We start from the raw sequence: 25726 nt of genomic DNA, 5'->3' as shown, positions 1-25726 counted from the left end.
AAGCCCCCAATGCCACCTTGGGGGCGTGATGCCTAGTGTCGCGTGATCCTGCTTGCTTGGCGTTGGGTTTCGTACCGCAGACGGCGATCTCGCGTGATCAGACGGCGGTTACGCGTGATCAGACGGAGATCTCGCGTGATTGAGGACGGATGACACCCGGCGGAATCCGGCTGCGGGTGTTGTCCCTCCAGTCACGGGAGATCTCCGTCCAATCACGCGAGATCGCCGCCCAATCACGGGTAAGACCCGCAGGATCACGCGACGCTAGGCGTACATCGCCAGCCAGATCGCGATGTAGTGCGAAACAGCCGCGAGAACCGTGCAAGCGTGGAAGTACTCGTGGTACCCGAACGTCTCCGGGAAGTGATTCGGCCACTTCACCGCGTAGAACACCGCGCCCAGCGTGTAGAACAGCCCGCCGACGCAGAGCAGCACGAGCGCCGCGATGCCGGCGTGCGCGCCCAGTTCGGGCAGGACGAAGACGGCGACCCAGCCGAGTGCGATGTAGATGGGTACACCCAGCCACCGTGGCGCGTTCGGCCACAGCATCTTCAGGGTGACGCCGCCGATCGCGCCGCCCCACACGATCGCCAGGACGATGTACCCGGTCGGCTGGGACATCGCCAGAAGAGTGAACGGCGTGTAAGTGCCGGCGATGAACAAGAAGATCATCGAATGGTCGGCGCGCTTCATCCATTCGTATGCTCGTGGGCTCCACAAGCGACGGTGGTAGAGCGCGCTCACGCCGAAGAGGCCGAGCACGGTCAGCCCATAGACCGAAGTGGACAAAGTGGCTATAGGCGACACAGTGGACGCGGCGAGACTGATCAGGGTCACGGCTCCGACGACTGCGACGAAGAAGGACCAGAAGTGGATGTGCCCCCGCAACCGAGGACGTGTGTCCACCAAGGGCGCGGGGCCGGACGGCTGCTGTTCGGACTCTACGCTCACTCCTCCCAGATTACGGCACCGTAGGTTTTTAGCCAGTGTCCGTGGCGCGTCCCACTCGAGGCGCGAAGGGTGCGTACCCTCCGGTGGCGTGAGTCTTCGGTCCTTCTTGTCAGACGTCGTGTACAGCGCCTACGGCAGGCGCCTGATCCAGCAGGCCAAGGGGCGTCATCCACGCCACATCGCCATCATGCTGGACGGCAACCGTCGCTGGGCGCGCGAAGCGGGCTTCACCGACGTCGCCGACGGCCACCGTGCCGGCGCCAAGAAGATCGCCGACTTCCTGAGCTGGTGCAACGAGGCAGACGTCGAGGTCGTCACCATGTGGCTGCTCTCGACCGACAACCTCGGCCGCGCGGCCGAGGAACTCAGCCCCCTGCTGAAGATCATCACCGACGTCACCGACGAACTCGCCGCGCCGCACACGCCATGGCGGCTCCGCATCGTGGGAGCCCTTGACCTGTTGCCTCCGGAGGTCGCGAAGGCCCTCAGCGCGGCCGCGGAACGCACCGAAGGGCGTTTCGGGATGGAGGTCAACGTCGCGGTCGGTTACGGAGGGCGTCAGGAGATCGCCGACGCGGTCCGCAAACTCCTGCTCCAGCACGCCGACGAGGGCACCTCGATCCGCGAGCTCGCGAAGATACTGGACGTCGATCATATTTCCGAACACATGTACACCTCGGGCCAGCCGGATCCGGATCTGATTATCCGTACCTCGGGTGAGCAGCGGCTTTCCGGATTTCTGCTCTGGCAATCGGCGCATTCGGAATTCTGGTTCACCGAAGCGTATTGGCCCGCGTTCCGCCGGGTCGATTTTCTGCGCGCCATGCGTGATTACGCCTGGCGTCACCGGCGCTTCGGTTCCTGAGGTTCCTGACCTGGGACAAGACGAAGGCCCCGGAGTGCACTTCCGGGGCCTTCGACGTCCACACTGAAGATCAGTGGTGGTGGTGCTCCAGCGAGTGGAGGATCAGAGCCGGGGTGGTGGCGATGCCCGCGTAGGCACCGGCGACCAGGGAAGCAGCGCCGTAGCCCAGCGCGCCGCCGCCTTCGATGAAGGTGTTGTAAGCGTCGCCGAACGTGGGGTCCGGGGTGCCGTCGGTCGCGGCGAACGCGGTTCCGCCGACCATCATGAGACCCGCGGCGACGGCGGAAACGAAACCAGCCTTCTTCAGCACTACGCACACTCCTTGGTAGAGATATTCAGGGATCCGGGGCACGGAGTTCCGGTGGGTGTGCCCGCAGTGAGAAAATTACTCGCTATTCAGGTCCGGTGACCGTCTCGTAAGCCCATTGTGTGAGCCGAAAATGGCCCTCTTCACTCGGTACGGTTCTCTGTCTCGGACACAAAATGCGCTCCGCTACCGAACGTGGTAGAACCCGGATTTCGATCAGGCGAACGCCCTCTGTCGCGTTAATCCATCCGGGTCACGTCGACGAGCGTCCCTGAATGGTGATCATCACTACCCAGTGTGACGGTGACCAGGTGTTGATGTCACGCGACCGACAGTGAGATGACGGTTTGGCGAATCACCGTGGTGGCTGCCTGCGCGATCGCCCGGACGCAGGTACCTTCCGGAAGTGAGGGTTCGCGTCCCATGCGGACTCTCACGGGAGGCCCTGGTCGTGGCAGTTGTCGACAGGGCGGCACAGCCGCCCAGTGGATGCGCGAGGGGGCCGGCACCCGGCCCTCGTGGCCGAGCCGTCTGACGCGGAAAGCGTCGGAAGGAGCGGTTGGCCAGGGAAGTGCCCGGCCCAGCGAGTGCGGGCGTGGTGCCACGCCCACGAGGGAGATGCCGTCGTGACTGCGCAGCGTTCACCCCGCAAGGCCTCTGGCCGTTCTTCGACCGGTGCCCCTGGCCCGGAGAAAGCCTCGATCTCGCCCGAATCCCAGCGGTCCACTTACGTGCTCGACACGTCGGTCCTGCTCTCTGACCCCTGGTCGGTGACCCGTTTCGCCGAACACGCGGTCATACTCCCGCTGGTCGTCATCAGTGAACTGGAGGCGAAACGTCACCATCCCGAACTGGGCTGGTTCGCGCGTGAAGCGCTTCGCATGCTCGACGACCTGCGTCGTCAGCACGGGAGGCTCGACGCGCCGATCCCGATCGGTGAGCACGGCGGCACCCTGCAAGTGGAGTTGAACCACTCCGACCCCACGGTGCTCCCGGTCGGCTTCCGCACCGACTCCAACGACCACCGCATCCTCGCCTGCGCGCTCAATCTGGCGGCGGAACGCGCGTCGGTCACGCTGGTGACCAAGGACATCCCCCTGCGTGTCAAGGCGGGCGCCGTCGGCCTCGAAGCCGACGAGTACCGCGCGCAGGAGGTGACGCCCTCGGGCTGGACGGGCATGGCGGACGTGGACGTCCCGCAGGACCTGGTCGACGCGCTGTTCAGCGGGGCGTCGTCATCCGTGGATCCGGCGGAGTTCGGGATGCCCGAGGTCGGTGAACTGCCCTGTCACACCGGCCTGAGGCTGCTCGCGGGCAGTTCGAGCGCGCTGGGCCGGGTCACCGCGGACAAGCGGATCCGGCTCGTGCGGGGTGACAAGGAGGCGTTCGGGCTGCACGGCCGCTCGGCCGAGCAGCGGGTCGCGCTGGATCTCCTGCTGGACTCCGACGTCGGCATCGTCTCGCTGGGCGGACGCGCCGGCACGGGTAAGTCGGCGCTCGCGCTGTGCGCGGGGCTGGAGTCGGTGATGGAACGCCGCCAGCACCGCAAGGTCGTGGTGTTCCGGCCGGTGTATGCGGTCGGCGGCCAGGAACTGGGCTACCTGCCCGGTTCCGAGAGCGAGAAGATGCAGCCATGGGCGCAGGCGGTGTTCGACACCCTCGGCGGGCTGGTCAGCCAGGACGTCCTCGACGAGGTCTTCGACCGCGGCATGCTCGAGGTGCTCCCGCTGACCCACATCCGCGGCCGGTCGCTGCACGACACGTTCGTCATCGTCGACGAGGCACAGTCCTTGGAGCGCAACGTGCTCCTGACCGTGCTTTCGCGGCTCGGCACGGCTTCGCGGGTCGTGCTCACGCATGACGTCGCGCAGCGCGACAACCTGCGGGTCGGACGGCACGACGGCGTTTCGGCGGTGATCGAGAAGCTCAAGGGTCACCCGCTGTTCGCGCACGTCACGCTGACCCGTTCCGAGCGTTCGCCGATCGCGGCGCTCGTCACCGAGATGTTGGAGGATCACGGATAGCGGCGCGTTATGAACGGACCTTTCATAACGAATTTTGTTATGAAAGGTCCGTTCATAACAGCCCTTCGCGGGTCAGGTGACCGGCTTCGTCCAGGGGAGCGGCTTTCCGTCGACGTCGTCGGTGAGTTCGACGCCGAGCATGGCCGACAGGGTCGCTCCCAGGTCGACGACGTCCAGATCCGGTAGCCGCGCGCCAGGCTCGAAACCGGGGCCGCTGGCGAGCAGCAGGCCGTCCGGGCGATGGTCTCCGGTACGCCAATGCTCGTCCGGGCCGTAGACGACCCCGGTCTTGGGTGACCACACGGTCTCGATCGGACCGGTGCGAGCCCAGTCGATCAGGAGATCCGGCAGGGTGTCGTCGGCTTCGCGGTCGTAGTGATCGCTCGTGGGTGAAACCTCGCGCACGACGGGCTTCCCGGTCGCGACGTTCACCAGGGAAAGCAGGTCTTCGGTCAGCTGTGCGCAGACGGCCTCGAACTCGGCGCCGGGCTGGACGACGCCGTGCGGTTCGCGGCCTGCCAGGTTGATCCGCACCCCACCGAAGACGAAGTTGTTGGGAGACAGGTAGAATCGCTGTTTCGATCGTTGCTCGGCGGTCGCCCAGTTCGGCACCGCCGGCAGCGGTGCGGCGGCCAATCGCTTGCGCAGCAACGGCATCGCGACCGATGCCAGTGTCATCCGCAGAGGACCGGGCAGCGCGGAATAGCCTCGTTTGGCCAGGGTCATCGCGCCACTGCCGCGCATCCCCGCCGAACTCACGCCGTCGAGCAGTCGCAGGATCTCGTGCAGCAGATGGCTTCCTTCGTACCGTGGCCCCATGCCATGGCTCAGCAACACCAAGACCGTGGTGTCCGGCCCGGCCAGTGCGAGGTGCTCGCCGATGGCGTCGTCGAGACTCCGGTACACGGATCGGATCGGATCCAGCTCGGCGGCAAGCTTGGTGTCGTGGTCGCGGTGCGCGGGATCGTGCAGGTGCCACTGCTGATGCCCGATGCTGTGAGATTCCCCGTACACCGAAAGGAAAAGATCCCAGCCGCCCTCGGCGAGCAGCTTGGTCGAGACCTGTGTCTTCTGCCCGATTCCGGCGACGAGCCCGTGCGTCAGCGCGCGTTCTTCGTCGGCTGTCCGATGTGGACCTTCGCGGTGCAGGTAGTCGTCCGGTGCCCAGTCGCGGACCAGCTCGGGTTCGGCGGTGAGGATCGGCGTGAGCCCCACCTCCGCCTCGATCTCCTTCGCCAGCTCCGGCGGCGAGGTGTGGAAGCCGAAATGCCGGTCGTGGCAGGCGTATTCGCTCACCATCACCCCGTTGAGGGGCTTGTCCGCGCGGGAATGCGGAACATCGAGGACGGCGACGCGTTTGCCCGCCGCGGAAAGGGTTTCCCAGAACGGGGTGCCCCGGATCTCCAGCGGACTGGTCAGTCGCCGTTCGTAGGTCGACGTGTCGACCTCTTCCCAGCAGTGGAACCCGGTCCGCGCGGCCGTGCGCGCGGTGAAGAAACTGCTCCACAGGGAGCCGACGAACAGGCCGTAAGGGTTGTGCGTGGTCGCCGACGCGCTGCTTTCGAGCAGTCGTGCCAGCGCCGGTACCTCGCCGGCCGCGGCGAGATCGCGGATCGTTCCGGGGTCGCAGGCGTCGAGTGCGACGACCAGGATCTTCGCGGGATCGGTCATGAGCCGTCCTCCGTTCCGGAATGCTTGCGGCGGATGGCGGCGAAGTCGGCCTCGTAGGTCGGGCCGTGGGAGAGCCGGTCCCCGGAAGTCGTCGAGTAGTAGCAGGAGATCGCCGGGACGACCAGCGGAGCGCGCTCCGCGGTCAACGCGAGGAGCAGGTCCCAGTCGCCCATCTCGACCAGCGACTCGTCGAACCGGGCTTCGGGCAGGCCGGCCAGATGCGCGACCGCGCCGATGTCGGCGAGGTTCTCCCGCAGCAGGGTTTCCCGGTCGTAGCGGCGCAGGAACAGCGTCGGAAGGCCGCCGATGTCGTCGATGACGAATCCACCGTAGGCCGCGGTGATCTCCGGATGCTCGCCGAACGCCCACGCCAAGGCCTTGAGCCACAACGGATGCATGGTGTTGTCGTCGTCGAGATAGGTGACGACGTCGCCGGTGGCTTCGGCCAGCGCGGCGTTGCGAGCGGCGCAGACGCCGCCGTGCTCGACGCGGATCGAGCGGATGCGCGGGTCTTCGAACCCGGCGATCACCTTGGGCGTCGAGTCCGCGCTGGCGTCGTCGACGATCACCAGTTCCCAGTTCTCGTAACGTTGTGCCTGCACCGACGCGACGGCGCGGGGGAGCAGGGTGGCGCGGTTGTGCGTCGGCAGGACGATCGAAATCTTCGGGGTGGCCGTGAGTTCGTGCCGGTCGAGCCAGTGGGTGAAAGTGCGGACGTCACGGGCCGCTTCGAGGTTTTCGGTCCGGAGATGCAGGCCTTCGAACGCGGTGTCGTGGCTTTCCAGCCAGCCGTCGAGTGCCTCCTGCCTGGCCTCGATGGCTTCCTGCCTGGCCTCGACGGTGGTGGTGCGCGCGTCGCCGTCCCGCAGCGCCCGGCCGTGGTCCTCCAGCCAGGCGGTGTGGTGGTCCAGCGTCGCGCGCAACCGGTCCAGTTCCGCGGCCTGGTCCGCGACCGTGGACCTCAGCGCGGCGATTTCCTCTGCGTGGCGGCGGTCCACCGCCGCCGCCACGATCCGTCTCAGGGGCTTCACCCGGTGCACCCTAGTGCTTTCGGGGCGCCGGATCACCAGCCGGCGGGCAGCGGCCGCCCTTCCGCGAAGCCCGCGGCCGACTGGATGCCGAGCAGCGCGCGCTCGTGGAACTCCTCCAGCGTCCGCGCGCCCGCGTACGTGCAGGCCGAGCGGACACCGGAGCCGATGGAGTCGAGCAGGTCTTCGACGCCGGGGCGAGCCGGGTCCAGCGCCATCCGCGACGCCGAGATGCCCTCTTCGAACAGGCCCTTCTTGGCGCGCTCGAAGACGTTGTCCGTGCGCGTGCGGGCGCCGACGGCGCGCTTCGACGCCATGCCGAACGATTCCTTGTACGGCTTGCCCTGCTCGTCGTAGCGCAGGTCGCCGGGGGATTCGTGGGTACCGGCGAACCACGAGCCGACCATGGCCGATGACGCGCCGGCGGCCAGCGCGAGCGCGACGTCGCGCGGGTGCCGGACACCGCCGTCCGCCCAGACGTGCTTGCCCAGTTCGCGGGCCGCGGCCGCGCATTCGGCGACGGCGGAGAACTGCGGGCGGCCGACGCCGGTCATCATCCGCGTCGTGCACATGGCGCCGGGGCCGACGCCGACCTTGACGACGTCCGCGCCCGCGTGTATCAGGTCGCGCGTGCCCTCCGCGGTGACCACGTTCCCAGCGACCACCGGGACCCTCGGGTTCACCGACCGGACGGCCTTGAGCGCGGAGATCATCTTCTCCTGGTGACCGTGCGCGGTGTCGACGACCAGCACGTCGACGCCCGCCGCCAGAACGGCCTCGGCCTTCGCCGCGACGTCGCCGTTCACGCCGATCGCGGCGGCGACGCGCAGGTTCCCGCCGCCGTCGACGGCCGGGGTGTAGATCTCCGCGCGCAGCGCCGCGATCTCGGTCAGGACGCCCGCCAGCCTGCCGTTTTCGTCGATGCCGAGCGCGAGGCGGCCGCCGTGGGCGTGCAGGCGCTCGAACACCTCGCGCGGCGGGGTGTCCAACGGGACGGTGACGAGTGCGGGCTCCGCGACGTCGCCGAGCCGCGCGAAGCGGTCGACACCGGCGCACGCCGCTTCGTCGACGACGCCGACCGGCTTGCCGTCCTCGTCCACCACGACGACGGCGCCGTGGGCGCGTTTGCCGACCAGGTTCAGCGCGTCGGCCACCGCGTCCCCGCCGGTCAGCACGAGCGGGGTGTCCCAGACGGTGTGACGGCTCTTCACCCAGGCGACGATGTCGGTGACCGCGGCCGTGTCGACGTCCTGGGGGAGTACGACGAGCCCGCCGCGCCGGGCGACCGTCTCGGCCATCCGGCGACCGGCGACGGCGGTCATGTTGGCCACCACGATCGGGATCGTCGCGCCGGTGCCGTCCACAGTGGACAGGTCGACGTCGAAGCGGGACTCCACGTCCGAACGGTTCGGCAAGAGGAACACGTCGTCGTAGGTCAGGTCGTGAGCGGGCCGATGCCCGTCGAGAAAGCGCACGAGGCCCCAGGATACCCGCGTGGGACAATGACGGCATGACGGACCGGGATCGCGACGAAGCCGGACGAGCCCGCAACGCACGCCCTCGTGACGGTCTCGGCAGGCCGCTCCCGTACGGCGCCGACGGTGTCGAGCGGCAGCCCGAGGGCATCGAACGGGCCCCCGAGGACACCATCACCGAGGCCCAGCGCCTGCTCGACGCGGGCCGTCCGTTTCACGCGCACGAGGTGTTCGAGGACGCGTGGAAGGCCACCGACGGGGCGGAGCGGGAGCTGTGGCGCGCTCTCGCGCAGCTCGCCGTCGGCCTGACCCATGTGGCCAGGGGAAACGGGAACGGCGCGGCCTCGCTGCTGGAACGCGGCGCGGACAACATCGAGCCGTTCCGCGAAGCCAGGCCGCACGGGATCGACATCCCGGGGTTGCAGGTCTGGGCGCGGCAGATGGCCGACGAGGTGAAGGTGCGCGCGCGGGTGGAGCCGGTCGCGCCGCGGTTACTCGGCTAAAGCCGGAAGCGCCGAACCTTGAGTACTCGACATACCGCGAGTATGTTACTTTGAGTAGGGATACTCCTCAGTAGGTAACCGGCGGGAGAAGCGCGATGAGCGAGCCCAAGGAATTGCTGGCCGAACCGCTGAAACTGCGGTGTGGCGCGATCCTGCCGAACCGGCTGGCCAAGGCCGCGCTGAGCGAGCAGCTCGGCGATCGCCGCAACCGGCCGACCGCCGAACTGGCCGAGCTGTACCGGACGTGGTCGCGAGGCGGTGCCGGGACGCTGATCACCGGCAACGTCATGGTCGACCCCACCGCGCTCGGCGAGCCTCGCAACGTCGCCGTGCCCCGGGAGCCGGACGCGACCGAGTTCAAGCCCTGGGCCCGGTCGGGCGACGGGACCGAGACCCGGTTGTGGGTCCAGCTCAACCACCCGGGACGCCAGAGCCCGCGGTTCCTGTCCCGGCAGCCGGTCGCGCCGTCCGCGGTGCCGTTCGGCGACCGCGGTATCCGCTCGGTCTTCGCGACGCCGCGGGCGCTCACCGGCGACGAGATCGAAGCGATCATCGACCGGTTCGGCGTGGCCGCGCGCACCGTCGTCGACGCCGGGTTCACCGGTGTCCAGATCCACGGCGCGCACGGCTATCTCGTGTCGCAGTTCCTTTCGCCGCTCACCAACCAGCGCACCGACGGCTGGGGTGGTGACGCCCTGCGGCGGCGCCGGTTCCTGCTCGAAGTGGTCGCTCGCGTGCGCGGCGAGGTCGGTGATTCCGTGCCCATCGCGGTCAAGCTCAACAGCGCGGATTTCCAGCGCGGCGGCTTCAGCGAGGAGGAATCGCTCGAAGTCGTCCGTGAGCTGGGGGAAGCGGGCATCGACCTGCTGGAGGTCTCCGGCGGCACCTACGAGAAGGCCGCCATGATGGGCTCCGGCAAGGCGAGCACGGTCCGACGTGAGGCCTACTTCCTCGACTACGCCGCGAAAGCGCGGCAGGTCACCGACGTCGCGCTGATGGTCACCGGCGGCTTCACCAGTCCGGAGGGGATGGCGGACGCGCTTCGCTCCGGCGCGCTGGACGTCATCGGTCTCGGCAGGCCGCTGATCGTCGATCCGGCGCTGCCCGGTCGTCTGCTGGGCGGCGAGGACGTCCGTGCCGAACGCGGGGCCCCGAAGACCGGCATCCGGCTGGCGGACAGCCTGCTCGAGATCCAGTGGCACACCCAGCAGATGCACCGGGTGGCCGCCGGGAAACCGGTGGACCGGCGGCTCGGCGCGGTGCGGACGCTAGTGCGGGCCGGCGTCGCGGATCCGCTCAACGCCTTCCGCCGGGTCCGCGGCTAAGTAGTCATCCAGTTCATCTCGCCGGGTGAACGTGCGATCGAAACCGACCGCGGCCGCCGCGAGGCCGATGAACAGCACGCCGATCAGGACGCAGTTGAAGGCGACGGTGCCGTAGCCGTTGATGCCCGGGTCGACGAACGGGTACGGGTAGAACCCGATGAGCGCGCCGCGGACCAGCGTGACCGCGAGCCAGCCCAGCGGGTACAGCAGCGACCACGACAGGACCCGCCACGACAACTGGCCGCGCGGCCCGAACAGCAGCCAGCCCGCGACGCACATCAGCGGCGACACCTTGTGCAGCATCGTGTCGGCGAACACGGCCCAGCCGTGCAGTTCGTAGAGGTCGGCGAGCGCGACCTGGAAGACGACGCCGGTCACGGTGATGCCGACGAGGCCGGCGAGCCGCAGGACGCCGAAGATCCTCGACCGGCCCGCGGCGCCGACCGCGAGCAGCAGGCAGCCGATGCCGACCAGGATGTTCGAGTCGATGGTGAAGAAGGCCAGCAGGTTGGCCACCCGTCCGGCCGGGGTCTGGAAGGTGCCGCCCGTGGTGCCCGCGGAGACCGGGATCTGCGCGGCGAGGCCGGCGATCACCACCAGTGCCGTCGCGCCGAACCAGGCACGCGCGATCTTGGAAGCCTGCATTCTGTCTACTTTATGGGTGACCGGGCCGGGACGTCCCGTCACCACCGCAAGCCGCCACTCGATCGGGGGCGTCCCTTCGCCGCAATTAGTCCTCTGGTTGCGATCAGGGCTTGAGGAGTCCTCGCACGGTGTCGATGGTGTCGGCGTCGGTGGCCTCCTTGTCGGGCCGGTAGCGCACGACACGCGCGAAGCGCAGCGCCAGCCCACCCGGATACCGCGTGCTGACCTGAGCCCCGTCGAGTTCGATTTCGACGACGACCTCCGGCCGGACGTGCACCACCCAGTCCGTGCGGTGGGTCTCGATCTCCTGGAACGTCTTCGTCTGCCAGGCCAGCAGTTCGTCGGTCATACCCTTGAACGTCTTGCCGACCATGATCGGCGGCCCGCCGTCGGGGTCGCGCGCGCCGAGGTGCAGGTTCGACAGCTTGCCGGTGCGCCTGCCGTGTCCCCATTCCGCGGCGAGCACGACGAGGTCGATCGTGTGCACCGGTTTCACCTTGAGCCACGCGCGCCCGCGGCGGCCCGCCGCGTACGGCGACGCGAGATCCTTGACCATCACGCCTTCGTGCCCGGCGGCCATCGCCGCTTCCAGCACTCCCTCGGCCGAGGTGGGCGCGATCTCGCCAGGGATGACGTGCTCGCCCGCGACCTTGTGCAGGGCGGCGTTCCGTTCGGACAGAGGAGCGTCCAGCAGATCGACGCCGTCCAGATGCAGGCAGTCGAAGAAGTACGGCCGCAACAGCAGGGCCTTGACCTGCTCCTCACGGGTGCTGCCGAAGCGGCTCATCGTCTCCTGGAACGGCCTCGGCCTGCCGTCGTCGGTCAGCGCCAGCGTCTCGCCGTCGAGCACCACCGACGTGCACGGCAGCGAGCGCACCAGCTCCACCAGTTCGCCGACGCTGCCGGTGATCTCCCGCAGCGTCCGCGTGTAGACGTGCACCTCGTCGCCGTCGCGGTGGACCTGGATCCGCGCCCCGTCCATCTTGTACTCGACCAGCGCCTCGGCGTGCTCGGTGACCGCCTCCTCCAGCGACTCCGCCGGGGAAGCCAGCATCGGCCGGATCGGCCTGCCCAGCGCCAGCTTGAACTCGGCTAACCGTTCCCGGCCGCCGGTCATCGCCGCCAGACCCGTCACCGGCAGCTGCCCGGACAGCATGAACGCCCGCCGCACGTCCTCGGCCGGGATCTCGGACGCCGCCGCGATGGCGTCCACCATGATCCCTTCGAGCGCGCCCTGCCGCAGCTCGCCGGTGAGCAGCCGGAACAGGAACTCCTGCTCGGCCTTGGTCATCTTGGTGAAAAGCGCCCGCAACGTCTCCGCTCGCAGCTTCACCGATCCCGAACCGGACGCTGCCCCCACCGTGCCGAGTGCCGTGTCGACCTCGGCCACGGACAACGACGGCTCGGCGGCCGGAGCCGCGTCCAGTTCGGCCAGCGTCCGCCAGCCGGTGCCGATGCGGCCCTGCGTCGGCTGCCCGGTGAGGAACGCGACCACCGCCGGAAGCTCCAGCTCACCGGCGGCACGCAGCAGTGCGGCCAGGGTGGCGATCTTCGCCTTCCTGGACCTCGTGGCGGCCAGCTCGGCCGACGCGGTCACCACCGCGGTGAGCAACATGGGTCCATCATGACCCCGGACACCGACAGTTTCGCGTCGAAGCTGGGGCGGGGCTGTGCGGCGGGGGCTGGGCGGCTGCAATGAAGGACGCTTTCATAGCAAAATTTGCTATGAAAGCGTCCTTCATCTCACGGCGCTGGGGCGACTCACGTACTTCAGATCTCAGCCCTCCTCGATGCCATGAACGGCCCGTTACCTGCAAATTTTGCAAGTAACGGGCCGTTCATGGCACGGCCGGGCAGCGGGACCGGGCCGCTCAGGCGTGCGCGGGATCCGCCACCCAGCTGGCGAGCAGGCCGAGCGCCCGTTCGCTGTCGGAGCCGGGCTCGGCCGTGTAGATCACCAGGGCCTGATCCGGGTCGTCGGGCAGCCGCAGCGTCTCGTAGCGCAGCCGGAGTTCGCCCACGATCGGGTTGATCATCACCTTCCACGCGTGCGCCTTCTCGCGCACGGTGTGCTTCGCCCAGAGCTTCCGGAATTCCTCGCTGCCGAGTGAGAGTTCGCCGACCAGCTGCGCGAGGTACGGGTCGTCCGGGTACTTCCCGCTCTCGGAGCGCAGATTCGCGACGACCTCCTTCGCGACCGTCTCCCACTCCGGGTGCAGCTCGCGGGCGTGCTCGTCGAGGAAGAACATCTTCGGGATGTTGCGCTCGCCGGGCGAGCAGGCGGCGAAGTCGAAGGACAGCGCGGAGCCGAGCGGATTCCAGGCAAGCACGTCCAGGTAACGGCCGAAGACGAACGCCGGGGAGTGGATGGCGTTCAGCATCGTCTGCAGTTCCGGCCGGACCCGCTGAGCCCGGGGCCGGGCGACGCGTTTGCGTTTCGGGGCGGCCAGGTTCCGCAGGTAGGTCTCCTCGTCGCGGTGCAACCGCAGCGCCCTGCCCAGCGAATCGAGGACGGAGTCGGACACGTTCCGCGCCCGGCCCTGTTCGAGCCGCGTGTAGTAGTCGACGCTGATCCCGGCCAGCTGCGCCAGCTCCTCGCGCCGCAGCCCGGCGACCCGGCGCTGGTTGAATCCCGTCGGCAGGCCGAGGTCCGCCGGGTCCAGCGCGGCCCTGCGTGCCTTGAGGAAGTCGCCCAGTTCGGCCGTGTCGGTCATGTCGACAAGTATCCCGGAGGCCGGGGCCACGTGCCTGGTCCTGTCAGACCCAGGTTATTTGAGAGGTGCTCGGTCCCTCACTGGGTGGATTTTGGGACGTTGGATGACCCGAAATCCACACAGTCCCGTACGAGGAGTCCCTGTGACCACCGGACCCGGAGGGGTGTGTGGAAATAGGGACACTCAACGTCCCTATTTCCACACACCCCTCACCCGACGCGACCTTTGCCTTACCGCTCAATAGTTCTGAGGCGGCACCATCAGGTCTTCGCACGACTCTTCGCCGGGCACGAGCAGCCGTCCGCCGCCGTAGAGGCTGAACTCGGGGAGCACGGCGGGTTTCAGGCTCGGCATGCCGACGTAGGTCTTGGCCCGCAATACCAACGTTTCCGGGGCGGACGGTGGTGGCGCGCCGTGCCACAGGCGCATGCCGGAGAGACGGAGGTGGCGCGCGACCCGGTTGCGCCGACTTACGGTCCTGTCCATCGACCATGTTCTGGCTCTGTGAAGAAGGCCAAAAGGCCGACATCGTGGAGCCATGGACAGCGAACGAAGAAGTATGACGATCGGCGTACTGGGGGTGCTGATCGTCGGCGCGTCCGTGCCGGTGACGGGAATGCTCGACGGCTACCCGGTGATCACCGGACAGGCGCTGCGTTACGCGCTGGCGGGAGTGCTCTTGCTGGCGTGGGCGCGGCTGACCGGACGTCCGTTGCCGCTGCCCGGCCCGCGCGACGTGCCGTCGCTGATCGCGCTCGCCGCGACCGGGATGATCGGGTTCCAGGCGTGCCTGCTGTTCGCGCAGCGCTACGCCGAACCCGGCTTGGTCGCCGCGTTCCTCGGCGGCACGCCGCTCGTGCTCGCGCTCGCCGGCCCGCTGACGAACGGGAAACGGCCCTCGTGGGCGCCGGTGACCGGGGCGGTGCTCGCCGGACTCGGCATCGCGGTGCTCTCCGGCGGCGGTGCGGCACGCTGGCAGGGACTGGTGCTCGCGGCGTTGGCGATGGTGTGCGAAGCGCTGTTCACACTGCTCGCCGTCGGCGTGCTCGACAGGCTCGGACCGCTGGCGACCGCGACCTGGAGCTGTTGTGCCGCGGGCGTCGGCGGCGCGGTGGTCGGCACGATCGCCGACCCGTCCGGCGCCTGGGCGTGGCCGGACGGGCGTGAACTGATCGCGCTCGGCTATCTGACGGTCGTCGTCACGGCGATCGCGTTTCTTCTGTGGTACTCGGCGGTTTCGGCGCTGGGCGCGGACCGGGCCGGGGTGCTGGTGGGGCTCATGCCGGTCTCCGGGCTCGCCGTCTCACTCCTGCTGGGAATGCAGGATTTCCGATTCTCTCAGGTGATCGGCGTCGCGCTGGTGTCATCGGGCGTCGCGATCGGCTTGCGCCGCCGCGAGTTCGGTGAGTCGCGCGCACTTGAAGCCGAAATGCTTCACGACGTCGCCGCCGATGATCGCGACCATGACCGAGCGCAGCGGTCCGGCGAAGGTGACCTTCTGGACGAACTCCGTCCCGCCGTCGACCGCGGTCAGCCGTAGCACGAGATCCATGGCACCGAGCGGAATCGGCTGGCGGAAGGCGATCTCGCGGTGCTGGGTCAGGGATGTGATGGTGAACGGCTCGGCGACCCGTGAGTGCACCCGGCCGCGGAATCCGTTCGGTACGAGGAATCCGGTCGATCCCACCTCGGCGGGGCCGTGCAGTTCGACGCGATCGAGGTCCGGATCCCAGTCGGGCCACCGGGTGAAGTCGGCCAGCGACGTCCAGAGAGCGGACGGCCGGACGGGCAGGATTTCGCGGGAGGTTCTGGTCCAGGTCATACCCCGACAATATACGGAACTGCTGGTCTCGTAAACTGGTCCGCATGACACGAGGCAGGCCGAGGGAAGCGGGAATCGACGAGGCGGTCCGCGAAGCCGTGCGGGCGCTGCTGACCGAAACCGGTTACCAGCGCTGCACGATCGACGCGGTCGCGGCGCGGGCGGGGGTCGGCAAGGCCGCGGTGTACCGGCGGTGGCGGTCCAAGGCGGAACTCGTGTTCGCCGCGGTGATCCACCCGGAGGAGCTCGAACCGCCGGAGGACACCGGTTCGCTGCGCGGGGACGTGGCGGCGGTTCTCGAGGTGATCGAGTCCTCTTTGGACAGTGCTGAACTGCGGCAGGCGCTGCCGTCGCTGCTCGCCGACGTCCGGGCGGATCCGGTGCTGGAGGCGCGGTTCGGTGAGGTGTTCCTCGGGCGTGAGCGCGGATATCTGGTCCTGATGCTGGATCGGGCCGTCGCGAGAGGAGAACTCTCGCGACGGCCCGATCCGGCGCTCGTGCACGCGATACTGCTCGGTCCGGTGCTGACGTGGCTGCACCTGTTCACCGAGCCGCTGCCTTCGAGCGGGTTGGCGGCTTCGCTCGCTTCACCGCTCCACGCGGCTATGGTCGCTCTCGGTGCTTAGCGTCCTCCGCGCGCCATCCGGAGCACGTCGAGAGCCTCGTCCAGCTGGGCCTCGGTGAGCTTGCCGTTCGCGACGTGACCGCGTTCGATCACGACCTCGCGGATCGTCTTCAGCTCCTTGAGGGCCTGCTTCGCGATGGCGGCGGCCTCTTCGTAACCGATGTAGGAGTTGAGTGGGGTCACGATCGACGGCGAACCCTCGGCGTACTCCCGTGCGCGGTCGGCGTTCACCGTCACACCCGCGAAAACCTTGTCCGCCAGCAGTCGCGAGACCGCCGCGAGCAGTCGTGCCGATTCGAGCACGTTGCGCGCGATGACCGGCAGGTTCACGTTGAGCTGGAAGTTGCCCGCCGCGCCGGCGAAAGCGACAGCCGCGTCGTTCCCGATCACCTGCGCGACCACCTGCAGCGTCGCCTCCGGGATCACCGGGTTCACCTTGCCCGGCATGATCGAGGAGCCCGGCTGGAGATCCGGCAGCGCCAGTTCGGCGAGCCCGGTGCGCGGGCCGGACCCCAGCCAGCGCAGGTCGTTCGCGATCTTGTTGAGCGACACGGCGACCGTGCGCAGATGACCGGAGGTCTCGACGACGCTGTCCTGCGTCGCCTGCGCCTCGAAGTGGTCGCGCGCCTCGGTCAGCGGGAGTCCGGTCACCGAAGCCAGTTCTCGCGAAACAGCCGCGCCGAAGCCCTCGGGCGCGTTCAGCCCGGAACCGACCGCGGTACCGCCGATCGGCAGCTCACCGAGTCGCGGCAGGCCCGACTTCAGCCGCTCGACACCGAACCGGACCTGCGACGCCCACGCGCCCGCCTCCTGGCCGAAGGTGATCGGGACGGCGTCCATCAGATGCGTGCGGCCGGACTTCACGATGTCCGCCCACTCCGCCGCCCGCTTCGTGATCGCGGCGCCCAGATACTCCAGCGCCGGGATCACGTCGGACAGGACGGCCTCCGTCGCGGCGACGTGGATCGTCGTCGGGAAGGTGTCGTTCGAGGACTGCGAAGCGTTGACGTGGTCGTTCGGGTGGACGTCGCGGCCCAGCGCTTTCGACGCGAGCGTCGCGATGACCTCGTTGGCGTTCATGTTCGACGAGGTCCCGGAACCCGTCTGGAACACGTCGATCGGGAAGTGCGCGTCGTGCTTGCCCTCGGCGACCTCGTCGGCCGCCTTCGCGATGGCCTCGGCGACCTCGGCGTCCAGCACGCCGAGTTTCGCGTTGACCCGCGCGGCGGCGGCCTTCAGCAGGCCGAGCGCGCGGATCTGGGCGCGCTCCAGGCCCCGGCCGGAGATCGGGAAGTTCTCGACGGCGCGCTGCGTCTGCGCGCGGTAGAGGGCGTCGACGGGGACGCGCACCTCGCCCATGGTGTCGTGTTCGATCCGGTATTCCTGTTCAGCCATGCCTCAAGTTTCGCGCAGGGATCCCCGGCGCGCTCCGTGTCTTTCGGCACGCGAGGGCTAGGATCGGATGTGTTCTCGATCACGCCGCCCACCACCGGCCGGGAGAGTGCCGAATGAGCGAGTCCGCTGGGGAAACGTCGTACGACCTCGTCATCATCGGGGCAGGTCCGACGGGCCTTTTCGCCGCCTACTACGCGGGATTCCGCGGCCTTTCGATGGCCGTCGTGGATTCACTGCCGGAAGCTGGCGGTCAGGTCACCGCGATGTACCCGGAAAAGATGATCTACGACGTCGGCGGGTTCGCCGAAATCCGGGGACGGGATCTGGTGCAGGGCCTGCTCGACCAGGCGGCGCCGTGGAAGCCCGCGTATCTGCTCGGCCGCAAGGCCGAGAAGCTCGAAAGCGTCGAGGACGGCATCACCATCACCCTCGACGGCGGGCAGGTCCTGCGCGCCGGGGCGGTGCTGATCACCGCCGGGATCGGCGAGTTCACCCCGCGTCCGCTGCCTGCCGGGGACGGCTGGCTCGGCCGCGGCATGGTCCACTTCGTGCCCGCGCTGCAAGCGCACGCCGGCCAGCACGTGGTCGTCGTCGGCGGCGGGGACTCGGCGTTCGACTGGGTGCTCGCCCTGCATCCGGTCGCCGCGAGCGTCACCCTCGTGCACCGGCGCGCCAAGTTCCGCGCGGCCGAGTCGATCGTGCGGCAGGCGCGGGAACTCGGCGTGCGGATCGTCACCGATGCCGAGGTCACCCGGTTCTTCGACCGCGACGGTGCGCTGGCGGAGGTCGAAATCCAGGTCAAGGGCGAGGCGGCCGAGGTGCTGCCCGCCGATTCGGTGGTCGCCGCGCTCGGTTTCACCGCCGATCTCGGGCCGATCGAAAGCTGGGGACTGAAGATCGACCATCGCGCGATCGCCGTCGACTCGACCATGGCGACCCCGCGCGAACGGGTCTACGCGGCGGGCGACGTCGCGGCGTATCCGGGGAAGGTGAAGCTGATCGCGACCGGGTTCGGGGAAGCGGCGACGGCGGTCAACAACATCGCGGTCATGCTGGATCCGGACGCGCATCTGTTCCCCGGTCACTCCAGCAACGCGGAGTAGCGAGTGTTATGAACGGTCCGTTCATAACAAATCCTGTTATGAACGGACCGTTCATAACACGAACGGACCGTTCATAACACGTTAAGCAGGCGGAGCGGGCGTAGGCGGAACGGTCTTCTCCGCGATCCACTGCGCGTAGGCCACCACCGAAGTCGCGATCGACGGCGACGTCGCGCACACCGGGTCCGCGTTACCCGGACGGCTGATCGTGCCCAGCAGCACCCACTTCTCGGCTACCTTCGCGATTTCCGGACCGCCGGAATCGCCGTAGCACGAACCCGAATTCCCGCCCGGGTTGTCGGTGCACAGTTCGACGGCGCCGTCGAACTTCGCCGTGCAGCGCGTGCCTTCGACGATCTTCGTGTCCAGCTGCCGCAACTTCGCCGGACCCTTGCCACAGCCCGAAGTCGGGCACGTCTGACCCCAGCCGAGCAGCCGTGTCGGCGTCCCCGGTGCCACGACGGCCCCGATCGGGACCGGCGCCGCTTTCACCGGGGCGGCCAGCCGCACCAGCGCGAGGTCGCCGCCCGCGTGCTCGGGATCGGGGTTGTAGGACGGATTCACGACGATCTCGGCGAGTTTCGCGATCTCGCCGCCTTGGGTGTTGTCGTTGCTGCCGATCCGCGCGCCCAGGTTCGCCGGGTTCTTGCCCTCGACACAGTGCCCGGCCGTCACCAGCCAGTCCGCCGCGATCAGCGCGCCGGCGCAGAAAGCCTTACCGGAGGCCGAATGCAGCGAGACGATGAACGGATACGGCTCGTCGGCCTCTCTGCCGCCGACGAGGTCGCCCGCGCCCGTGGCCTGTCCGACCGGCGTGAAGACCATCGCCGCGAACAGGACCACGAGCACGCGCTTGAGCACGGATTCTCCTTAGGGGAGCGGGGGAACTACGCCGTCTTCCAGTGAATCGTCGAGGTGGCCGTCGAAGTTGACGGACGAGTACGAGCGGAGTTTGGTCAGCCGGTGGTAGCCGTCGATCATCCGGACCGTGCCGGACTTCGAGCGCATCACGATCGACTGAGTCGTCGCGCCGCCCGCGCGGTAGTGCACGCCGCGCAGCAGGTCGCCGTCGGTGACGCCGGTGGCGCAGAAGAACACGTTGTCGCCGCGGACGAGGTCGTCGTTGCCGAGTACGCGGTCGAGGTCGTGGCCCGCGGCCAGCGCCTTCTCGCGCTCCGCGTCGTCCTTCGGCCACAGGCGGCCCTGGAGTTCACCGCCGAGGCACTTCATCGCGCAGGCGGCGATGATGCCTTCGGGGGTGCCGCCGATACCGAGCAGCATGTCGACGCCGGTGCTCGGCCGGGCCGCGGCGATCGCGCCCGCGACGTCGCCGTCGGAGATGAACCGGATCCGGGCGCCCGCCTCGCGGACCTCCTTGATCAGCTGCTCGTGACGCGGCCGGTCGAGGACGCACACGGTGACGTCGGAAACGCTGGAGTTCTTGGCCTTCGCGACCCGGCGGATGTTCTCCGCGACCGGGGCGGCCAGGTCGACCTTGCCGGCGGCGTCCGGGCCGACGGCGAGCTTCTCCATGTAGAACACCGCTGACGGGTCGAACATCGCGCCGCGTTCGGCGACCGCGAGTACGGCCAGCGCGTTCGGCATGCCCTTGGCCATCAGGGTCGTCCCGTCGACAGGGTCGACTGCGACGTCGCAGTCCGGTCCGTCGCCGTTGCCGACCTCTTCCCCGTTGAACAGCATCGGGGCTTCGTCCTTCTCGCCCTCGCCGATGACGACGACACCGCGCATCGACACGGTCGAGACCAGCTGGCGCATCGCGTCCACGGCGGCACCGTCCCCGCCGATCTTGTCCCCTCGCCCCACCCAGCGGCCCGCGGCCATCGCGGCGGCTTCGGTCACGCGGACCAGTTCCATCGCGAGGTTGCGATCGGGCGCTTCAGGGCGTCGAGAAGAGCTGGCGGACGAGGTGGGGGTGGGCATGAGGCCTCCCGGGTCAGGAACTCGGCGGGGTCCCAGTCTCTCAGATACCCACGGCGGTTCGGTGGCGCAGGAGCATGGTGAACGTCACTGACCGTTGCCGGTCTCGTCCTCGACGGAGGACAGCGCGGCTTCGATCCGTTCGCGCGCGCCCTCGAGGTGGTGCTCGCAGACCTTGGCCAGCTGCTCGCCCTTTTCCCACAGGGCCAGCGACTGTTCCAGGGAAAGCCCGCCCGCTTCGAGCTCGCGGACGACCTCGACGAGCCTGTCGCGGGCCTGTTCGTAGCCGAGTTCGGCGGTCTCGCTCACGCTGTGCTTCCTTCTACCGGACGTCGGTGCTTGCCGATACCCGCGCACACTACCGCGCCGGCCATGGCGTTGTCGTAACCCACGAAGGCGAGAGCGAACTCCTGGCCGTCACCCTCCGCGATCGCCGCGAGGAGGTTCTCCTGGGCCCGCGCCACCCGTTTGCGGTGCGCGGAGCCGTCCGAGAACCACCATCGGGTGCCGACATGTTCCGCTGTCGCCTCCGAGAGTCTTCGCAGCTGGGCGTCGAGGCCGCGTTTGACGCCGAATTCGCATCCGGCCAGCAGGACCGTCCAGCATTCCCCGGCGGCGCGGTCGGTCAGCAGCGCGTTGCGCAGCACTTCGGGGGCGTCGGCGCGCTTCGCGGCGTCCACGGTCAACGGCAGAAAGGTCAACGCCCCTCCTCCGGCTCTCCTGAGACGACGGCGCCGAGTGCGCCGTCGACCACGCGGACGCGCAGTTTCGCGCCGTCCGCGACTTCGGAGACGGACCGGAGTACCTGGAGGTTGCCTTCGGCGTCGGTGTACTGCACCACCGCGTAGCCGCGTTCGAGGGTCGCCGCGGGGCCGAGCGCGGTCAGCCGCGCCCGGGCGCTGGCGATCTCCGCCTGGTCTTTGGCGAGCAGGGTGAGCATCGCGCGGCGCCCGCGTTCACGGTGGATCTCGACGTCGTCGGAGCGACGCTGGATCGGGCCGAGCGGGTCAGCGAGCACCGGGCGGCTGCGCATCTGGTTCAGCAGCCTGACCTGCGTGTCCACCCAGCCGTGCAGGGCGCGGCGGCCGCGGTCGCGCATCTGGTGGACCCGCTGGGTCTCCTCGCGCACGTCGGGCACGATCCGCTTGCTGGCGTCGGTCGGTGTCGAGCAGCGGAGGTCGGCGACGTGGTCGAGCAGCGGGGTGTCCGGTTCGTGCCCGATGGCGCTGACCACCGGGGTCCCGGCCGCCGACACCGCGCGGCACAGGGCCTCGTCGGAGAACGGCAGCAGATCTTCCACGCTGCCGCCGCCGCGCGCGATCACGATGACGTCGACGTCCGGGTCGCGGTCCAGTTTGGACAGTGCCTGGAGGATCTGCGGGACGGCGAGCGATCCCTGCACGGCGGTGTTGATCACCTTGAACGCGACATGCGGCCAGCGGGCCTGCGCGTTCACCAGCACGTCGCGTTCGGCGGCGGACGCGCGGCCGGTGATCAGCCCGATTCCCTTGGGCAGGAACGGGATCTTGCGTTTGCGCTCGGGTGCGAACAAGCCCTCGGCGGCCAGCAGCCGTCGCAGCCGCTCGATCCGCGCGAGCAGTTCGCCGATGCCGACCGCGCGGATCTCGTTGGCGCGCAAGCTGAACGAACCGCGGTTCATGAAGAACGTCGGCTTCGCGTGCACCACGACACTCGCGCCCTCGCGCAGCGGCGGTTCGATCGTGCGCAGCAGGCCCATCGGGCAGGTCACCGACATCGAGACGTCCGCCGACGGGTCGCGCAGCGTCAGGAAGGCGGTGTTGGTGCCCTGGCGGGCCGAGATCTGCGTGACCTGACCCTCCACCCAGACCACGCCGAGCCGGTTGATCCACTCGCCGACCTTGCGGGCGACCGTGCGGACCGGCCACGGGTTCTCGGCGGTGGTGGACGGGCCCGCCGGAGCGGAGGTGGGCTCGGCGCTCACTGGCCTTCCGCGCTGTCGCCGTCTTCTGTTTCCGCCTTCTTCACGTTCCCGATGCGACGCGCGAGCATGCCGACGAACGACGGCCTGTCGGCGTTCGCCCGTTCGTAGGTCAGCAGCTCTTCCAGCTGCGCCAGGTCGAACCGGCGCAGGCGGGCGCGCAACTGCGGCAAGGTGAGCGTGTCGTAGTCCTCCAGCCCGGCCGGACTCGAATCGACGAGTGCCGCGGAACTGTCGAACTCGCCGTCGGCGTGGTCCTCGGCGAGCGCGCGCTCCTCCTCGGCCCACGGGTCCTCGGTGAGTGCTTCGAGGTCGTGGAAGTGACCGTTCGACTCGGCGCGCGGTTCGGGGACGTCGGCGTCCTCACGCAGCGGGACCACGCACGAGTCGCGTTCGTAGCGGCGTTCGGGCACGTCAGGCGGGAGGTCCTCGTCGAAGGTGGCCCAGCTGGGGGTGTCCTCGACCGGGCGAAGGACCGACAGCGCGTCGTCGCCCTTGATCGCGAGTTCGGTGACGTGCTGCTGCACGCGCATGGAGAACTGGAGCACCTGGCTGACCACCGTGACGGGGAGCCCGGTGAGCTGCTTGGGGAGTTCGCGAACCCGCTCGGCGGTGGTGACGGCGAGGCCCGCGGCGACCCGGAGGGGGAGCGGGAGAGGCTTCATACGTCTAGCCTGCCGTATCTGGTCCATCCTGCCCAACCGAACGGGTGGGTCGGCTCACAGGACGTGACTCCACGCACATACTTTAGAGGGGTTCCCAGGTCACCTGAACGTGAGTGCGAGGAGCCCCCGAGGCAGCCCGTACCCTGGGGGTCATGAGTTCTGCGAGTCCCGGAATCACGCCAGCCGGCAGTCCGACGATCACCGAGTCCGGTGTGCCGGCAGGTGGCAAACGTGTCCTGCTCGCCAAGCCTCGCGGCTACTGCGCGGGCGTCGATCGCGCGGTCATCGCCGTCGAAAAGGCACTCGAGCTCTACGGCGCACCCGTGTACGTGCGCAAGGAGATCGTGCACAACCGGCACGTCGTGGACACCCTGCGCGAACGCGGGGTGATCTTCGTCGACGAGACCTCCGAGGTGCCGGAAGGCGAATTGGTGGTGTTCTCCGCGCACGGCGTTTCGCCCGCGGTGCACGCCGAGGCGGCCGAGCGCAATCTGCGGACCATCGACGCGACCTGCCCTCTCGTGACGAAGGTGCACAAAGAGGTCAACCGGTTCGCGAAGGACGACTACGACATCCTGCTGATCGGCCACGAAGGCCACGAAGAGGTCGAGGGCACCGCCGGCGAGGCTCCCGACAAGGTGCAGCTCGTCGACACCGCCGAGGACGTCGACAAGGTCGAGATCCGCGACCCCTCGAAGGTCATCTGGCTTTCACAGACCACCCTTTCGGTGGACGAGACCATGGAGCGCGTCGACCAGCTGCGGGACAAGTTCCCCGGCTTGGCCGACCCGCCCAGCGACGACATCTGTTACGCCACCACGAACCGCCAGGTCGCGGTCAAGGCCATGGCCGACGAGTGCGACCTGGTGCTGGTCGTCGGCTCGACGAACTCGTCCAACTCGAAGCGGCTGGTCGAGGTCGCGCTGAAGGCGGGTGCGCGCGCGTCGCACCTGGTCGACTTCGCGCACGAAGTCGACGAAGCGTGGCTCGAAGGCGTCGAGACCGTCGGCGTCACGAGTGGCGCTTCGGTGCCGGAGGTGCTGGTCATGGACCTGCTGGCGTGGCTGGCCGAGCGTGGCTGGGGCAACGTCGACGAGGTCACCACGGCGAACGAGAAGATCGCTTTCGCGCTGCCGCACGAACTGCGGAAGGTCGGCAAGGCCTGAGGCTCCCGATACGAAAAGGGCCGTCCGAGGAACTCCTCAGGCGGCCCTTTCCGCTGGTCAGCGGCTTAGGTGAGAGCAAAGGTCCCTTGCTTCAGCGCTCGTCGTCCCAGGGGCGGCGGCGCGGTGGCTGACCGCCACGGCGAGGGTCGTCCGCCCGCGGCGGACGGCGGCGCGGGGCACCGGGGGCGCTCTCGCCGCGAGGGTCGCGACGGCGAGGTTCGCCGTCTTCCGGCGGACGCGGACGTCGCGGCTGACGTCCCGGCGGCGGTGGCTTGCGAACACCGGGTTCGGCGTCGCGGCGAGGACGGCGTTCGTCATCGACCGGACGGCGTCGCGGCGGCGTGTCATCCCGCGGCGCGCCACGGCGCGACGGCGGGGGCGGCGTCTGCCCGGTCCGGGAGGCCGGACGGCGAGGGCCCGCCGCGGCCGGCTTGGCCTCCTCGCGACGCTCCGGCTTGGCGTTCGACTTCAGCTTCACCGGGGCGTCGGGATCGCGTTCGCGGTAGATGCGGAAAACGCCGATCGCCAAGGTGACGCCGGTGGTGATGGCCATCGTCGGGAAACCGTTGATCAACGGACCGCCGACGTCGACGGCTCTGGACAGCAGGTCCGTGCCCTTGCTGCCGTCCGAGGTCAGGAGGATGACCCCCGGCACGGTCACGGCCAGGACCAGGGGCGGCTGCACCATCGGGCCGAACAGCCCGCGGCGCTGGACGGCCACCACCGCGGCCACCGCGCCGACGGCATAGCACGCCTTGAACAGCAGGCCCAGGTCCTTCTGCATCATCATGTCGACGAAGGCGCCAAGGATGGCGAGCCCGAAGCCCACCAGTACGGCCGCCCACCAGGGCAGCCCACGCCTGGCGCCGACGAGGGGACGCTCGTCCCAGGCAACGGGAACGTCGTCGGCATCAGGATCGCTCTGGCGATCGCGAATCGCGGTCACAGGCCCCACCGTATATCCAAGCTGCGGACATACCGCCAACAGGCGGTAGGTCAATCGCCTGGTAGTGGTCATCCTCGACCACCCGGACGGACTGCCCGGGTGTTTCTCGAAGGTAAGACGGGCGAGGGGGCGACAAGGTTGTCAGGAGAGGTGAAACGGAGCCTCCGGTTCCGGAAACCGCAGGTAGTCGCGGGTCAGCCGGGAGGCAGGATCGGCTCCCGGTGGTACGTCGCATCGTGAGGGCAGACCCAGTTGGCGACGCCGTCGATCGATCTCGCGCTCAGCGGATGGCGATGGCCAGGGCACGGCGGCAGGGCGGCGCCGACGCTTTCTTCGATCGCGTGGTCCTGGATCTGGCCGGCAGTCGCCGCCGTGGCTTCGTCGACCGGGACGTCGAGTGAGAAGTACACCTGGACGGAACCGTCCTCGCCGCCGATGGTCACCAGCAGACTGTTCGGCACCGTCAAACCCGGCGGCGGCGCCGAGGTCTCCACATGCTCTTCGACGGCGAGCACCTGCCACGGCGGCGACAGGTCTCCCAGGCGGTCAAGTACCGCCTGGGAGACCTGTCGCGCGTAGTCGATCGAATCGTTCATGT

At 68.9% G+C, this 25726-nt stretch carries 26 protein-coding genes and 1 pseudogene; 8 read left to right on the top strand and 19 right to left on the bottom strand.

The annotated features are described in order from the left end of the window. Nucleotides 1-264 precede the first annotated feature (264 nt). Nucleotides 265-906, bottom strand: coding sequence for a PAQR family membrane homeostasis protein TrhA (trhA, locus tag ACLARN_RS07310; protein WP_409490728.1), 642 nt, complete (start codon nt 904-906; stop codon nt 265-267). A gap of 133 nt (nt 907-1039) precedes the next feature. On the opposite strand from trhA, the gene ACLARN_RS07305 reads away from it, so the two are divergent. Continuing rightward, nucleotides 1040-1816: an isoprenyl transferase gene (locus ACLARN_RS07305; protein WP_409490522.1), complete on the top strand. Its 777-nt coding sequence runs from the start codon at nt 1040-1042 to the stop codon at nt 1814-1816. Between the two features lie 70 nt (nt 1817-1886). Here ACLARN_RS07305 and ACLARN_RS07300 read toward each other — a convergent pair whose 3' ends face one another. Further along, entirely contained in the window at nt 1887-2126 is a 240-nt protein-coding gene (locus ACLARN_RS07300) for a hypothetical protein (protein WP_409490521.1), read from the bottom strand. A 728-nt stretch (nt 2127-2854) separates the two neighbouring features. On the opposite strand from ACLARN_RS07300, the gene ACLARN_RS07295 reads away from it, so the two are divergent. After that, complete coding sequence (locus ACLARN_RS07295) at nt 2855-4147, top strand: PhoH family protein (protein ID WP_409490727.1); 1293 nt, start codon at nt 2855-2857, stop codon at nt 4145-4147. Nucleotides 4148-4219: 72 nt separating this feature from the next. Here ACLARN_RS07295 and ACLARN_RS07290 read toward each other — a convergent pair whose 3' ends face one another. The 3 genes from ACLARN_RS07290 to ACLARN_RS07280 are packed head-to-tail and all read right to left on the bottom strand — an operon-like array spanning nt 4220 to nt 8321. Continuing rightward, a complete protein-coding gene (locus tag ACLARN_RS07290; protein ID WP_409490520.1) occupies nt 4220-5818 on the bottom strand; it encodes an alkaline phosphatase family protein in 1599 nt (532 codons plus the stop codon). After that, complete coding sequence (locus ACLARN_RS07285) at nt 5815-6849, bottom strand: glycosyltransferase family 2 protein (RefSeq protein ID WP_409490519.1); 1035 nt, start codon at nt 6847-6849, stop codon at nt 5815-5817. Before ACLARN_RS07285 ends, ACLARN_RS07290 begins: the two co-directional genes overlap by 4 nt. Before the next feature lie 32 nt (nt 6850-6881). Further along, a complete protein-coding gene (locus ACLARN_RS07280) occupies nt 6882-8321 on the bottom strand; it encodes a GuaB1 family IMP dehydrogenase-related protein (RefSeq protein WP_409490518.1) in 1440 nt (479 codons plus the stop codon). 35 nt (nt 8322-8356) lie between these two features. On the opposite strand from ACLARN_RS07280, the gene ACLARN_RS07275 reads away from it, so the two are divergent. Both ACLARN_RS07275 and ACLARN_RS07270 read left to right on the top strand, forming a co-directional pair. Continuing rightward, the gene (locus tag ACLARN_RS07275) at nt 8357-8824 is read left to right on the top strand and encodes a DUF309 domain-containing protein (RefSeq protein WP_409490517.1); all 468 of its coding nucleotides are present in this window, start codon (nt 8357-8359) and stop codon (nt 8822-8824) included. Nucleotides 8825-8919: 95 nt separating this feature from the next. Then, nucleotides 8920-10149 (top strand): NADH:flavin oxidoreductase/NADH oxidase family protein, encoded by a 1230-nt coding sequence (locus ACLARN_RS07270; protein WP_409490516.1) that lies wholly within the window; start codon nt 8920-8922, stop codon nt 10147-10149. On the opposite strand, the gene ACLARN_RS07265 is transcribed toward ACLARN_RS07270, so the two are convergent. From ACLARN_RS07265 to ACLARN_RS07250, 4 genes are all read right to left on the bottom strand, one after another. Beyond that, nucleotides 10093-10794: a Pr6Pr family membrane protein gene (locus ACLARN_RS07265; protein WP_409490515.1), complete on the bottom strand. Its 702-nt coding sequence runs from the start codon at nt 10792-10794 to the stop codon at nt 10093-10095. The genes ACLARN_RS07270 and ACLARN_RS07265 overlap by 57 nt on opposite strands. Nucleotides 10795-10897: 103 nt before the next feature. Further along, nucleotides 10898-12409, bottom strand: coding sequence for an ATP-dependent DNA ligase (locus tag ACLARN_RS07260; RefSeq protein ID WP_409490514.1), 1512 nt, complete (start codon nt 12407-12409; stop codon nt 10898-10900). Nucleotides 12410-12665: 256 nt separating this feature from the next. Continuing rightward, a complete protein-coding gene (locus tag ACLARN_RS07255; protein WP_409490513.1) occupies nt 12666-13508 on the bottom strand; it encodes a helix-turn-helix transcriptional regulator in 843 nt (280 codons plus the stop codon). A gap of 237 nt (nt 13509-13745) precedes the next feature. Beyond that, nucleotides 13746-13994: a hypothetical protein gene (locus tag ACLARN_RS07250; RefSeq protein ID WP_409490512.1), complete on the bottom strand. Its 249-nt coding sequence runs from the start codon at nt 13992-13994 to the stop codon at nt 13746-13748. A gap of 52 nt (nt 13995-14046) precedes the next feature. Here ACLARN_RS07250 and ACLARN_RS07245 point away from each other — a divergent pair, with 52 nt between their 5' ends. Then, nucleotides 14047-15048 carry a DMT family transporter gene (locus ACLARN_RS07245; RefSeq protein ID WP_409490511.1) on the top strand — a complete coding sequence of 334 codons (1002 nt, stop codon included), beginning with the start codon at nt 14047-14049 and terminating at the stop codon, nt 15046-15048. Here ACLARN_RS07245 and ACLARN_RS07240 read toward each other — a convergent pair. Beyond that, nucleotides 15028-15330, bottom strand: a pseudogene (locus ACLARN_RS07240) (SRPBCC family protein); the annotation flags it as partial. The gene ACLARN_RS07245 and the pseudogene ACLARN_RS07240 overlap by 21 nt on opposite strands. Nucleotides 15331-15374: 44 nt before the next feature. Here ACLARN_RS07240 and ACLARN_RS07235 point away from each other — a divergent pair. Continuing rightward, nucleotides 15375-15956, top strand: coding sequence for a TetR/AcrR family transcriptional regulator (locus ACLARN_RS07235; protein WP_409490510.1), 582 nt, complete (start codon nt 15375-15377; stop codon nt 15954-15956). Here the strand turns inward: ACLARN_RS07235 and ACLARN_RS07230 are convergent. After that, complete coding sequence (locus ACLARN_RS07230) at nt 15953-17350, bottom strand: class II fumarate hydratase (protein WP_409490509.1); 1398 nt, start codon at nt 17348-17350, stop codon at nt 15953-15955. The genes ACLARN_RS07235 and ACLARN_RS07230 overlap by 4 nt on opposite strands. 113 nt (nt 17351-17463) lie before the next feature. Here ACLARN_RS07230 and ACLARN_RS07225 point away from each other — a divergent pair, with 113 nt between their 5' ends. Continuing rightward, nucleotides 17464-18453: an NAD(P)/FAD-dependent oxidoreductase gene (locus ACLARN_RS07225; protein ID WP_409490508.1), complete on the top strand. Its 990-nt coding sequence runs from the start codon at nt 17464-17466 to the stop codon at nt 18451-18453. An 81-nt stretch (nt 18454-18534) separates the two neighbouring features. Here ACLARN_RS07225 and ACLARN_RS07220 read toward each other — a convergent pair whose 3' ends face one another. From ACLARN_RS07220 to ACLARN_RS07195, 6 genes are all read right to left on the bottom strand, one after another. After that, nucleotides 18535-19314: a S1 family peptidase gene (locus tag ACLARN_RS07220; protein WP_409490507.1), complete on the bottom strand. Its 780-nt coding sequence runs from the start codon at nt 19312-19314 to the stop codon at nt 18535-18537. 9 nt (nt 19315-19323) lie between these two features. Further along, nucleotides 19324-20394 carry a class II fructose-bisphosphatase gene (gene glpX, locus ACLARN_RS07215; protein ID WP_409490506.1) on the bottom strand — a complete coding sequence of 357 codons (1071 nt, stop codon included), beginning with the start codon at nt 20392-20394 and terminating at the stop codon, nt 19324-19326. Between the two features lie 84 nt (nt 20395-20478). Beyond that, nucleotides 20479-20700 carry an exodeoxyribonuclease VII small subunit gene (locus ACLARN_RS07210; protein WP_125674025.1) on the bottom strand — a complete coding sequence of 74 codons (222 nt, stop codon included), beginning with the start codon at nt 20698-20700 and terminating at the stop codon, nt 20479-20481. Next, complete coding sequence (locus tag ACLARN_RS07205) at nt 20697-21092, bottom strand: hypothetical protein (protein WP_409490505.1); 396 nt, start codon at nt 21090-21092, stop codon at nt 20697-20699. Before ACLARN_RS07205 ends, ACLARN_RS07210 begins: the two co-directional genes overlap by 4 nt. Continuing rightward, complete coding sequence (gene xseA / locus ACLARN_RS07200) at nt 21089-22354, bottom strand: exodeoxyribonuclease VII large subunit (protein ID WP_409490504.1); 1266 nt, start codon at nt 22352-22354, stop codon at nt 21089-21091. The genes ACLARN_RS07205 and xseA overlap by 4 nt, the downstream gene beginning before the upstream one ends. Then, nucleotides 22351-23016 carry a lipid droplet-associated protein gene (locus ACLARN_RS07195; RefSeq protein ID WP_409490503.1) on the bottom strand — a complete coding sequence of 222 codons (666 nt, stop codon included), beginning with the start codon at nt 23014-23016 and terminating at the stop codon, nt 22351-22353. The genes xseA and ACLARN_RS07195 overlap by 4 nt, the downstream gene beginning before the upstream one ends. Nucleotides 23017-23168: 152 nt before the next feature. Between ACLARN_RS07195 and ACLARN_RS07190 the strand changes: the two genes are divergently transcribed. Continuing rightward, on the top strand, nt 23169-24182 hold the full coding sequence (locus tag ACLARN_RS07190) for a 4-hydroxy-3-methylbut-2-enyl diphosphate reductase (RefSeq protein WP_409490502.1): 1014 nt from the start codon (nt 23169-23171) through the stop codon (nt 24180-24182). Between the two features lie 91 nt (nt 24183-24273). Here the strand turns inward: ACLARN_RS07190 and ACLARN_RS07185 are convergent, their stop codons facing one another. Then, nucleotides 24274-25128: a DUF6542 domain-containing protein gene (locus ACLARN_RS07185; RefSeq protein ID WP_409490501.1), complete on the bottom strand. Its 855-nt coding sequence runs from the start codon at nt 25126-25128 to the stop codon at nt 24274-24276. Between the two features lie 194 nt (nt 25129-25322). Continuing rightward, the gene (locus tag ACLARN_RS07180; protein WP_409490500.1) at nt 25323-25724 is read right to left on the bottom strand and encodes a hypothetical protein; all 402 of its coding nucleotides are present in this window, start codon (nt 25722-25724) and stop codon (nt 25323-25325) included. Nucleotides 25725-25726: the final 2 nt, after the last annotated feature.

The sequence above is a fragment of the Amycolatopsis sp. cmx-11-12 genome, from assembly GCF_046269425.1.
GTDB lineage: Bacteria > Actinomycetota > Actinomycetes > Mycobacteriales > Pseudonocardiaceae > Amycolatopsis.
Note: the sequence above shows the minus strand (reverse complement) of the source record. Positions and strands in the feature narration are given on the sequence as shown.

What these genes read in the sequence shown, in the direction of transcription:
- ACLARN_RS07230 (WP_409490509.1), bottom strand. Translation starts at nt 17,350, where the DNA reads ATGGCTGAACAGGAATACCGGATCGAACACGACACCATGGGCGAGGTG.
- ACLARN_RS07290 (WP_409490520.1), bottom strand. Translation starts at nt 5,818, where the DNA reads ATGACCGATCCCGCGAAGATCCTGGTCGTCGCACTCGACGCCTGCGAC.
- ACLARN_RS07275 (WP_409490517.1), top strand. Translation starts at nt 8,357, where the DNA reads ATGACGGACCGGGATCGCGACGAAGCCGGACGAGCCCGCAACGCACGC.
- ACLARN_RS07255 (WP_409490513.1), bottom strand. Translation starts at nt 13,508, where the DNA reads ATGACCGACACGGCCGAACTGGGCGACTTCCTCAAGGCACGCAGGGCC.
- ACLARN_RS07225 (WP_409490508.1), top strand. Translation starts at nt 17,464, where the DNA reads ATGAGCGAGTCCGCTGGGGAAACGTCGTACGACCTCGTCATCATCGGG.
- ACLARN_RS07180 (WP_409490500.1), bottom strand. Translation starts at nt 25,724, where the DNA reads ATGAACGATTCGATCGACTACGCGCGACAGGTCTCCCAGGCGGTACTT.
- ACLARN_RS07245 (WP_409490511.1), top strand. Translation starts at nt 14,047, where the DNA reads ATGGACAGCGAACGAAGAAGTATGACGATCGGCGTACTGGGGGTGCTG.
- ACLARN_RS07195 (WP_409490503.1), bottom strand. Translation starts at nt 23,016, where the DNA reads ATGAAGCCTCTCCCGCTCCCCCTCCGGGTCGCCGCGGGCCTCGCCGTC.
- glpX (WP_409490506.1), bottom strand. Translation starts at nt 20,394, where the DNA reads ATGCCCACCCCCACCTCGTCCGCCAGCTCTTCTCGACGCCCTGAAGCG.
- ACLARN_RS07270 (WP_409490516.1), top strand. Translation starts at nt 8,920, where the DNA reads ATGAGCGAGCCCAAGGAATTGCTGGCCGAACCGCTGAAACTGCGGTGT.
- ACLARN_RS07235 (WP_409490510.1), top strand. Translation starts at nt 15,375, where the DNA reads ATGACACGAGGCAGGCCGAGGGAAGCGGGAATCGACGAGGCGGTCCGC.
- ACLARN_RS07265 (WP_409490515.1), bottom strand. Translation starts at nt 10,794, where the DNA reads ATGCAGGCTTCCAAGATCGCGCGTGCCTGGTTCGGCGCGACGGCACTG.
- ACLARN_RS07190 (WP_409490502.1), top strand. Translation starts at nt 23,169, where the DNA reads ATGAGTTCTGCGAGTCCCGGAATCACGCCAGCCGGCAGTCCGACGATC.
- ACLARN_RS07250 (WP_409490512.1), bottom strand. Translation starts at nt 13,994, where the DNA reads ATGGACAGGACCGTAAGTCGGCGCAACCGGGTCGCGCGCCACCTCCGT.
- ACLARN_RS07260 (WP_409490514.1), bottom strand. Translation starts at nt 12,409, where the DNA reads ATGTTGCTCACCGCGGTGGTGACCGCGTCGGCCGAGCTGGCCGCCACG.